This is a genomic window from Streptomyces sp. SID3343, from assembly GCF_009865215.1.
Taxonomy (GTDB): Bacteria; Actinomycetota; Actinomycetes; order Streptomycetales; family Streptomycetaceae; genus Embleya.
The window spans coordinates 1-8,909 of the sequence record NZ_WWJX01000045.1 but is presented as its reverse complement, the minus strand read 5'-3'; the positions used below and the strand labels follow the sequence as shown (position 1 = coordinate 8,909).

Below are 8,909 nucleotides of genomic sequence, written 5' to 3'. Positions count from 1 at the left end.
TCCCGCCCGTCGCCCGCCCGCCCGTCGCCCGCCCGCCCGTGGATCCGCCCACCGCCCCCGCGCGCCCGTCGACCCGCTCGCTGCCCTCCGCGAGCCGGTCGGCGGGCTTTTCGCACTCCGCACCACCGTTTCGACGCTGCGGGAGGCTGACTTGAACGTGTTCAAAAACAGGTCTACAGTCCTGCCCATCGGCACGTTTGAACGCGTTCAAAAAGGAGTCGGTCAATGGACAGGACCGTCGTCACCTATGCCATCTATCTGGCCATCAGCATCGGGTTGACCGTGTGGGTCGCCCGCACGCTGAGCCGAAACGGGCAGATCTTCCTCAAGGACGTCCTGCAGGGGCGCGAGGATCTCGCCGAAGCGGTCAACCATCTCCTGGTGGTCGGCTTCTACCTCGTCAACCTCGGGTTCGTCGCGCTCTACCTCAAGGTCGGCAAGGCCGTCGAGAACGCGCGCGGCTCGTTCGAGGCCCTGTCGCTGAAGGTCGGCACCGTGCTGCTGGTCCTCGGTGTGCTGCACCTGCTGAACGTCTACGTACTGAGCCGCATCCGCCGTCGCGGCCTGGAAGAGGACTCGTACGCCGACAAGGGCGAACCGCGCGGCCGCAACTACGGTCCGCCGATCCGCCCGCAGGCCATGACCAACCCGGCCCCGGGGGTCTGATCCCCGATGGCCGATTTCCGAGTGGGCACCGCGCCGGACCGATCGGAGGGGACGGCCGGGCGCGGTGCCCCGGCCCCGATCGTGCTCGGCCCGCTGCCGCCGGTCCGTCGGATCACCGTGTTGTACGACGGTGACTGCCCGCTGTGCCGGGCCCTCTCCGGCTGGATCGCGAGCCAACCGACGCTGATCAAGGTCGACCTCGTCGAGGCCGACTCGCCCCGCGCCCGCAACCGCTATCCCGACCTCGACCACGCGGCCACCCTCGGCGAGATCACCGTCGTCGGCGGCTCCGGCGAGGTGTGGACCGGCGCGGCGGCGTGGATCACCGTGCTGTGGGCCCTGCACTCCTACCGCCGGACCGCCTTCCGGCTCGCCACCCCCGTCGGCCTGCCGGTGGCCCGCGCCACCGTGCTGACCGCGGCGCGGATCCGTGCGATCACCCGCACGACGCCGGTCGGCTCGGCCGAGGACGAGTACTACGCGCACTGGACCCACGTCGAGTGCGACGACCGGTGCACGGTCGCCCAGTAACCTTGCCTCCCGTGGAGCACGTGGAAGGCACCGACGGGACAGCCGAAGTCGCCAAGGCCGACAGCGGGGACAAGGCCGACAACGCCGAGACGGCGAAGACGGCCGAGCAGGCCGACGCGGTCGATCCGGTCGACAAGACGAGCAAGAGCGAGCAGACGCGGTCTCTGATCCTGGAGACCGCGCTGCGGCTCTTCATGGAACGCGGCTACGACAAGACGACGATGCGGGCCATCGCCAAGGAGGCCGGCGTCTCGGTCGGCAACGCCTATTACTACTTCGGGTCCAAGGAACACCTGATCCAGGGTTTCTACGATCGGGTCACCCAGGAGCATCTGGCCCTCGCGCGCCGGGAGATCCGGGGCATCCGGGACTTCGGCGACCGGCTTCAGGTCGCGTTGATCGCGTGGATCGACACGGCCCAGCCGTACCACGGCTTCGCCGTCCAGTTCTTTCGCAACGCCGCCGACCCGGACAGCCCGCTCAGCCCGTTCTCCGCCGAGTCCTACCCCGTGCGCGAACAGGTCGTCGCGTTGTTCGCGGAGGTGTTGCGCGGCTCGACGCTCAAGCTCGACGACGAACTCCGCGAGCTCTTGCCCGAGCTCCTGTGGCTGCACCTGATGGGCATCGTGTTGTTCTGGGTGTACGACCGCACCCCCGACAACACCAGATGCCGCGAGTTCGTCACGCGCACCACCCCCATCGTCGACCGGGTGATCACGCTGTCTCGCTACAAGGTCTTTCGCCCGCTCGTGCGCGACGCGGAACGCCTGATCCGCGACTACATCGCACCCGAGGGCATGGCCGCGTCCGGCTCCCCCGCCGCCTCGCCCAACGAACGCCGATAGGCCGAGGGCGAGCACGCGTACCGATCCGCGAACGCCTGCCGCAACGTCTCCGTCGTCCCGAATCCGCACCGCCGCGCGATCGCGGGCAGCGCCAACCGGGTCGAACCGAGCAGCCGGGCGGCGGCCTCCGTACGCGCCTCGCGGACGTAGCGCCCGGGCGTCGTGCCCAGGTGCGCCTCGAAAAGCCGGGACAGGTGCCGCGTGCTCACGCCCACCTCGCGGGCGAGCGCGGGAGCGCTCAGGTCGGCGCCGAGGTGCCCGGTCACATGCGCCGTCACCCGCCTGACCAGGGGATGTTCGGGCGGCGGCGCGGCCACGAACATCGACACCTGGGCCTGATTGCCGGGCCGCTGGAGGTAGGTCACCAGGGCGCGGGCCACCGTCCGGGCCGCCTCGGGGCCGTGGTCCTCCTCGACGAACGACAGGGTCAGGTCGAGCGCGGCGGTCACGCCCGCCGATGTGGAGATCCGGCCGTCGCGGATGTACAACGGGGCCGGATCGACCCGCACCGCGGGCCGACTGCGCGCCAGCCGCACGGCGTAGGCCCAATGCGTCGTGGCCCGACGGCCGTCGAGGAGACCGGTCGCGGCCAGGATCGAGGCACCCGTGCACACCGATGCCACCCGCCGCGCGTCGCGCGCTATCCGGCGCACCTGGCCCACCACGCGCTCGTCGCGCGCGGCGGCCTCGTGACCGTGGCCGCCGGTGACCAGGATCGTGTCGACGGCGCCGACGACGTGTTCGAGCGGTAGGTGCGGAGTCAGCGAGAGACCCCCGGAACAGCTGATCGGCCGACCGCCCGGCCCGGCCAGGCGCGTCGCGTACGGCGGTTGCGCACCGAGCAGGTTCGCGGTGTCCAACGTTTCGGTGACACACGCGATGTCGAGCAGCGCGGAATCCGGATAGCCCACCACCACGATGCGCCGCTCGCCTTCGTTCATGCCGGCAACCTAGCGTCCGTCGGCCGGGGTTCGCAGGAATCGGGACAAGGCCCTCGCGCCGGGACGGGCGACCCGCGAGGGTCGAGGCATGACCCGAACCCCGGCATCCGCCGCGCAGCCCGCCCGCAAGACCGTCGCCTTCGTGCTCTATCCGGGCATCACCCTCCTGGATCTGGTCGGCCCGCTGACGGTGTTCACGAGCCTGACCCGCTTCGGGCTCGGCTTCGAGGTCGCCGTCGTCGGCGCGCACACGGGCACGATGTCGACCGACACCCCGCTGTCCGTGAGCGCCGATCGCACCTACGCCGAGGTTCCCGCGCCCTACCTGCTGTGCGTGCCGGGCGGCGAGGAACCCACGCTGCGCGCCCTGGCCGACGCCACGCTGCTGGACTACGTCCGGACCGCCTCGGCCGCCGCGACCTGGACCACGTCGGTGTGCACGGGCTCGCTGATCCTGGGCGAGGCCGGCTTGCTGGCGGGCCGTCGGGCCACCACGCACTGGATGTTCCGGGACCGACTCACCGCGTTCGGGGCCGTCCCGGTGGCGGAGCGCTGGGTCGAGGACGGCGACGTGATCACCGCTGCCGGCGTCTCGGCCGGGATCGACATGGCGTTGCACGTGGTCGACCTGATCGCGGGCGACACGGTGGCGAAGGCGATCCAGACCGGCATCGAGTACGACCCGCAGCCCCCGCACGGCCCGATCGACTGGGCCGCGACCGACCTCGCTGCCTGTGCGCCGATGACCGAGGCGATGCTGACCACCGCCCTCGCCGACCATCCGGCGCTGTTGGCGAAGCTTCGGTAGGCCCCTTCGCTTCGCCACGCCTGTTGCACCTCCAACATGGCTATGATAGCTATGACGGATCGTCAGGTTCCGTACGAGAGTGGGCAAGCGTGCGCAGTTTCGAGGTCGTCGTCGTCGGGGCCGGTTCGGCCGGATGTGTCGTGGCGGCGCGAATGTCGGCGCGGCACGACGTCCTGCTGATCGAAGCCGGGCCCGCCGCGTTGCCCGAGGACCTGCGGCAGTTGTCGCGGCCGATTCGACCGCCGTACGACTGGGGCGACACGGTCGACTCGGACTGCCGCGAGCTCAAGTACGCGCGGGGCCGCGTGGTCGGCGGATCCTCCGCGACCAACGGCGCGGTGGCGCTGCGGCCCGAGCCCGAGGACTTCGACACGTGGCCGGCGAACTGGTCGTGGGACGACATGCTGCCGCGGCTGAACCGGATCGAGCACGATCTCGACTTCGGCGACCGGCCGTACCACGGCATCGGCGGGCCGATCCCGATCACCCGGCACGCGCGGGCCGACTGGGCACCGTTCCAGGCCGCGTTCGCGTTTGGGTGCACGGCGGCCGGCCTGCCGTACTGCCCCGACCACAACGCGCCGGTGTCCACCGGGGTCGGCGCGATCCCGATGAACCGGCAGGGCCGCACCCGCGTGTCCAACGCCGCCGCCTACCTCGCCGGCGCGCGCGACCGGGTGACCGTGCGCGCGGACACACACGTGGCCAGGGTCGTCCTGGCTGCGGGCCGCGCGGTCGGCGTCGAACTCGCCGACGGCACCGTCGTGCGCGCCGGCCGGGTGATCCTGGCCGCGGGCGTCGTGCAGACCCCGTTGCTGCTCGCCCGCTCCGGCCTGGCCGAGCCGAACCCGCACGTGGGCCGGCACCTGACCGACCACGCGGTGGTCTCCTTCGCGGCCCGCATCGACCCCGACACAGTCCCCGACGACGCGCCCACCCTCCAGGTCATCGCGAAGACCACGGCCAAGCGCCGGCACGACCTGCAACTGACGCCGGTCGCGCGCCGCAACGCCGACGGCACCCGCGAGCTCGACATCAGCGTGAGCCTGCAACTACCCGCCGGCGCGGGCACCGTCTCCCCCACCGGGACGGATCCGAGCGCGCCCGCGCGAATCACCTGGCCGTTCCTGGCGATGCCGGACAACGTACGGCGGCTGCGGGCGGGGTGGCGGCTCGCGGCCACGATCGCGCGCGAGAGCGGGATCCTGCTCGACGCGCGCGACGCGGACGACGCGGCCGCCCGGTCCGACGCCGACGTGGACGACCTGATCCGGCGTACCCACTACGCCTTCTACCACGGCGTCGGCACCTGCCGGATGGCCGCGGATCCCGCCGACGGGGTGGTCGACCCTATGGGGGCCGTCTTCGGGGTGAGTGGGTTGCATATCGTGGACGCGTCCGTGATCCCGACCGTCCCGCGTTCGAACACCCATCTGCTGGTGACCGCCCTCGCGGAACGGTGGTGCGATCTGCACGCGGCGTAGGCACGGGCGCACACCGCGCCCGAGTCCCCGCCAGAGCCGAGGAGAGCCGTCTTGTCCGGTGTCCCGCTGTTCCCGCCCACCGACCCGCACCTCGCGGCCCAGATCGGCTTCGTTCTGGAGATCGACCGCCTCAAGGGGGTCGTCCGCCGCAACCTGGTCGCGGACGCGTCGCGGCGCGAGAACACCGCCGAGCACTCGTGGCATCTGGCCATGCTCGCCACGACGCTGTCCGAACACGCGGCGACCGACGTCGACGTCGCGCGGGTGACCCGCATGCTGCTGATCCACGACCTGGTCGAGATCGACGCGGGCGACACGTTCTACTACGACTCGGTCGCCGAGCTCGACCAGGGCGACCGCGAACAAAAGGGCGCCGACCGGATATTCGGCCTGCTGCCGGCCGACCAGGGCGCCGAACTGCGGGCGCTGTGGGAGGAGTTCGAGGCCCGCGAGACCCCCGACGCGCTGTTCGCCAAGGCGATCGACCGCTTCCAGCCGTGCCTGCTCAACTTCCACACCGAGGGCGGCACGTGGCGCGAGTACGACCTGACCCTCACCGAAGTGCTCGCCAAGCAGGGCAGCACGATCGAGGACGGCTCCCCGACGCTGTGGGCGTACACCCGCGAACTGCTCGCCGAGGCGGTCGAGCGCGGGTACCTGCGGCCTTGAACCGCGCGCGCAACGCGCCGAGCGGCGCCGGGTAAGTCGATTCCCTGGGCCGGAAACCGCGGTCGATACCCTGGCGACCATGAGCAGCGACGCATCCTTCACCACACACGTCACCGACCGGCTGTCCGCTCTGCCGGGGGTGGTCGCCGTCGCGCTCGGTGGCTCCCGGGCCCAGGGGACACATCGACCGGACAGCGACTGGGACTTCGCGGTGTACTACCGCGACGGGTTCACCCCCGACGCGATGCGCGGGATCGGTTGGCCGGGCGAGGTGTCGGAGCTCGGCGCGTGGGGCGGCGGGGTGTTCAACGGCGGCGCGTGGTTGACCGTGGACGGCCGGGCCGTCGACGTGCACTATCGCGAACTGGCCGACGTGGAACGGAGGCTGGCCGACGCGCGGGAGGGCCGGTTCGAGGTCGAGCGGCTGATGTTCCATCTCGCGGGCGTGCCGACCTACCTGGTCGTGGCCGAACTCGCGGTCAACCGTGTCCTGTTCGGCGACCTGCCGCGCCCGTCCTTTCCGGCGGCGCTGCGCCGGAGCGCGCACGCGCGGTGGGCGGGCGACGCGCTGCTGACCCTCGCGTACGCGGAGCAGGCGCACGCGGTACACGGGCATGTCACCGATGTCGCGGGCGCGCTCGGGCAGGCCGCGTGCGAGGCCGCCCACGCGGTGCTCGCCGGCCGCGGCGAGTGGGTGACCAACGAGAAGACCCTGCTGTCCCGGGCCGGCCTGCGCGACCTGGACACGATCACCGCGACGCTCACCCCGGACTCCCTGCCCGCCGCGATCACCGCCGCCCGCGCACTCCTGGAACGAGCCTTGGCGGAGGGGGCGGGCTGACCCTTCCGACGCCGCCGAACGCGACGGCGGATTCCCGCCAGACGCCGACTATCCACGCCGCAATAGTTGAGCCATGAACTTGAACCTGAAGAACAAGGTCGTCGTGGTCACCGGTGGCAGCAAGGGCATCGGCCTGGCGATCGTCCGCGGCTTCGCCGCCGAGGGCGCCTCGGTCGTCGCCGGCAGCCGTACCGTCTCCCCCGAACTCCTCGCGCTGCAAGCCGAGTTCGACGTCATCCCCGTCGCCGTCGACCTGGCTCACCCGGACGGTCCGGGCGAGCTCGTCCAAGCTGCGCTCGACGCGCACGGCGGCATCGACATCCTGATCAACAACGTCGGCAGCGGCGCGCCGACCCCGTCGATCATCGCGGTCGAGGACGCCGAGTGGCAGCGCATCTTCGACATCAACCTGTTCAGCGCCATCCGCGCGACCCGCGCCGCGATGCCGTCGATCGTCACGCGCGGCGCCGGCGCGGTCGTCACGATCAGCTCGCTCAACTCGCACCTGCCGGCCGCGTCCCTGGTCCACTACTCGGCCTCCAAGGCCGCGCTCAGCTCCTACTCGAAGGCGCTCGCCGAGGAGTTCGGCCCCCAGGGCGTCCGGGTCAACACCGTCTCGCCCGGCCCGGTCCGCACCCCCATGTGGACCGCGCCCGGCCAGTTCGCGGACATGATGGCGGCCGGGGCGGGCACCACCGCCGAGGCGTTCATGGACGAGGTCCTGCCGGCGGCGATGGCCATCACCACGGGCCGCGTCTCGGAATCACACGAGATAGCCGACCTGGTCCTCTTCCTGTCCTCGGACCGCGCCGCCAACATCATGGGCGCCGACTACGTCATCGACGGAGGCATGCACAAGTCCATCTGACCCCTGCCCCTCCATCCGACCCCTGCCCCGCCCTCGTCACACCCGGAATCGTGAACACACGTCGCCAGCGCCGGCGACGGATGTCGGCGACGTGGTGTCGACGACGTGTGCCGACAGCATTTCCGGGTGGGTCCCCCGGCAGAGCGCGCCCGAGGTCAGGTGTGCTCTGCCGGAGGGATCGTCACGCCGTGTTCGCGGGCGGCATGCAGCGCCTCTTCCAATTCGTCCAGCGCCGGGGACAGCGCGTTGCGGTCGTGGGTGGCACTGGCCTCGGACAGCGCGCTCCTGGCCCGGATCACGCGCTCACGCAGTGCCTCGACGGCGCCCTCCTGGGCGAACGCCGGCTTCTGATCGAATCCAGCCGTCATCACTCCTCATTTCCCGCAGCCCCCGTCCCGAGCACGCCTATACCTTTTGTGTTCCGACTTGGGGCGCACTTCAACCGACCTGGGGGCGCGCGGGTGTGAGAAGAGGCTCCACGAACCGCTCACCTCGACGGGATCGGCACCTCGACGAATGTGCGCCCACTCTCGCGAGCGGCGGCGCGGCCACCGGTCAGATCCGTGAGCCGGGCGACGAACCGGTCCCGGTCCGGCTCCGGTACGCACACGTCGATCGCGACCTCGGCCCCGTAGCGGATGTCGCGCACCTCGTGGCCGAGTCCGCGCAGATCGTTCTCCAGTCGGCCCGCGTGCGCGTGGTCGACATCGACCGTCAGGACCAGCATCGGCCGCAGTTCCACCACGCCGATGGTGTCGACGGCCTCGGTCACCGCCGAACCGTACGCGCGGATCAACCCGCCCGCGCCGAGCATGATCCCGCCGAACCAACGCGTGACCACCGCTACCGTCTCGGTCAGTTCCCGGCGTCGCAGCACCTGGAGCATCGGCGCGCCCGCCGTCCCGGACGGCTCGCCGTCGTCGTAGCCCTTCTCGTGACCACCCGCGATCCACGCCGAGCACGTGTGCCGCGCCGATGCGTGCAGCGCCCTGCGCCGGGCCACGAAGTCCTGCGCCTCGGCGTCGGAGGACACCCGCGCGAGCGCACACAGAAAGCGCGAACGGCGCACCTCGATCTCGACCTCACCTTCAGTCTTGACGGTGAGCAGCGGCATGCGGGGTCCTTCGACGAGATACGGGTGACGGGATCACGCTACCGGCGACCGAAAGGCGGCTGCTCCAACGCCCGCCCGGGCGGGCGCGCTCGGGTCTCCGGTCTCCCGGCGCCCGCGCTCCGACGCCCTCCCTCGCCCCCGC

The 8,909-nt window shown here is 71.4% G+C and carries 12 protein-coding genes; 8 read left to right on the top strand and 4 right to left on the bottom strand.

What is annotated here, in order from left to right:
• Positions 1-226: hypothetical protein (locus tag GT354_RS53295; RefSeq protein WP_237534283.1), on the bottom strand; the 226-nt coding region annotated here is incomplete at its 3' end.
• Here GT354_RS53295 and GT354_RS01930 point away from each other — a divergent pair.
• The 3 genes from GT354_RS01930 to GT354_RS01920 all read left to right on the top strand — a co-directional run bounded on the left by GT354_RS01930 (position 226) and on the right by GT354_RS01920 (position 2,042).
• A complete protein-coding gene (locus GT354_RS01930; protein WP_161354394.1) occupies positions 226-666 on the top strand; it encodes a hypothetical protein in 441 nt (146 codons plus the stop codon). The two genes, GT354_RS53295 and GT354_RS01930, sit on opposite strands and share 1 nt — an antisense overlap.
• Positions 667-672: 6 nt before the next feature.
• A complete protein-coding gene (locus GT354_RS01925; RefSeq protein WP_161354393.1) occupies positions 673-1,197 on the top strand; it encodes a DCC1-like thiol-disulfide oxidoreductase family protein in 525 nt (174 codons plus the stop codon).
• 164 nt (positions 1,198-1,361) lie between these two features.
• The gene (locus GT354_RS01920; protein ID WP_237534285.1) at positions 1,362-2,042 is read left to right on the top strand and encodes a TetR family transcriptional regulator; all 681 of its coding nucleotides are present in this window, start codon (positions 1,362-1,364) and stop codon (positions 2,040-2,042) included.
• Here GT354_RS01920 and GT354_RS01915 read toward each other — a convergent pair.
• Positions 1,976-2,983 (bottom strand): DJ-1/PfpI family protein, encoded by a 1,008-nt coding sequence (locus tag GT354_RS01915; RefSeq protein ID WP_161354392.1) that lies wholly within the window; start codon positions 2,981-2,983, stop codon positions 1,976-1,978. The genes GT354_RS01920 and GT354_RS01915 overlap by 67 nt on opposite strands.
• An 88-nt stretch (positions 2,984-3,071) precedes the next feature.
• Here GT354_RS01915 and GT354_RS01910 point away from each other — a divergent pair, with 88 nt between their 5' ends.
• The 5 genes from GT354_RS01910 to GT354_RS01890 all read left to right on the top strand — a co-directional run bounded on the left by GT354_RS01910 (position 3,072) and on the right by GT354_RS01890 (position 7,653).
• Positions 3,072-3,791 (top strand): DJ-1/PfpI family protein, encoded by a 720-nt coding sequence (locus GT354_RS01910; RefSeq protein WP_161354391.1) that lies wholly within the window; start codon positions 3,072-3,074, stop codon positions 3,789-3,791.
• Positions 3,792-3,880: 89 nt separating this feature from the next.
• Complete coding sequence (locus GT354_RS01905) at positions 3,881-5,275, top strand: GMC oxidoreductase (protein ID WP_161354390.1); 1,395 nt, start codon at positions 3,881-3,883, stop codon at positions 5,273-5,275.
• 51 nt (positions 5,276-5,326) lie between these two features.
• Complete coding sequence (locus GT354_RS01900) at positions 5,327-5,944, top strand: HD domain-containing protein (protein WP_161354389.1); 618 nt, start codon at positions 5,327-5,329, stop codon at positions 5,942-5,944.
• A gap of 79 nt (positions 5,945-6,023) precedes the next feature.
• Positions 6,024-6,785, top strand: coding sequence for a nucleotidyltransferase domain-containing protein (locus GT354_RS01895; RefSeq protein WP_161354388.1), 762 nt, complete (start codon positions 6,024-6,026; stop codon positions 6,783-6,785).
• Positions 6,786-6,858: 73 nt separating this feature from the next.
• The gene (locus tag GT354_RS01890) at positions 6,859-7,653 is read left to right on the top strand and encodes an oxidoreductase (RefSeq protein ID WP_161354387.1); all 795 of its coding nucleotides are present in this window, start codon (positions 6,859-6,861) and stop codon (positions 7,651-7,653) included.
• Between the two features lie 155 nt (positions 7,654-7,808).
• Here the strand turns inward: GT354_RS01890 and GT354_RS01885 are convergent, their stop codons facing one another.
• Both GT354_RS01885 and GT354_RS01880 read right to left on the bottom strand, forming a co-directional pair.
• A complete protein-coding gene (locus GT354_RS01885; protein WP_161354386.1) occupies positions 7,809-8,021 on the bottom strand; it encodes a hypothetical protein in 213 nt (70 codons plus the stop codon).
• Positions 8,022-8,140: 119 nt separating this feature from the next.
• Positions 8,141-8,767 carry a YigZ family protein gene (locus GT354_RS01880; protein ID WP_202511441.1) on the bottom strand — a complete coding sequence of 209 codons (627 nt, stop codon included), beginning with the start codon at positions 8,765-8,767 and terminating at the stop codon, positions 8,141-8,143.
• Positions 8,768-8,909: the final 142 nt, after the last annotated feature.

What these genes read in the sequence shown, in the direction of transcription:
- GT354_RS01930 (WP_161354394.1), top strand. Translation starts at nt 226, where the DNA reads ATGGACAGGACCGTCGTCACCTATGCCATCTATCTGGCCATCAGCATC.
- GT354_RS01925 (WP_161354393.1), top strand. Translation starts at nt 673, where the DNA reads ATGGCCGATTTCCGAGTGGGCACCGCGCCGGACCGATCGGAGGGGACG.
- GT354_RS01915 (WP_161354392.1), bottom strand. Translation starts at nt 2,983, where the DNA reads ATGAACGAAGGCGAGCGGCGCATCGTGGTGGTGGGCTATCCGGATTCC.
- GT354_RS01910 (WP_161354391.1), top strand. Translation starts at nt 3,072, where the DNA reads ATGACCCGAACCCCGGCATCCGCCGCGCAGCCCGCCCGCAAGACCGTC.
- GT354_RS01895 (WP_161354388.1), top strand. Translation starts at nt 6,024, where the DNA reads ATGAGCAGCGACGCATCCTTCACCACACACGTCACCGACCGGCTGTCC.
- GT354_RS01890 (WP_161354387.1), top strand. Translation starts at nt 6,859, where the DNA reads ATGAACTTGAACCTGAAGAACAAGGTCGTCGTGGTCACCGGTGGCAGC.
- GT354_RS01885 (WP_161354386.1), bottom strand. Translation starts at nt 8,021, where the DNA reads ATGACGGCTGGATTCGATCAGAAGCCGGCGTTCGCCCAGGAGGGCGCC.
- GT354_RS01880 (WP_202511441.1), bottom strand. Translation starts at nt 8,767, where the DNA reads ATGCCGCTGCTCACCGTCAAGACTGAAGGTGAGGTCGAGATCGAGGTG.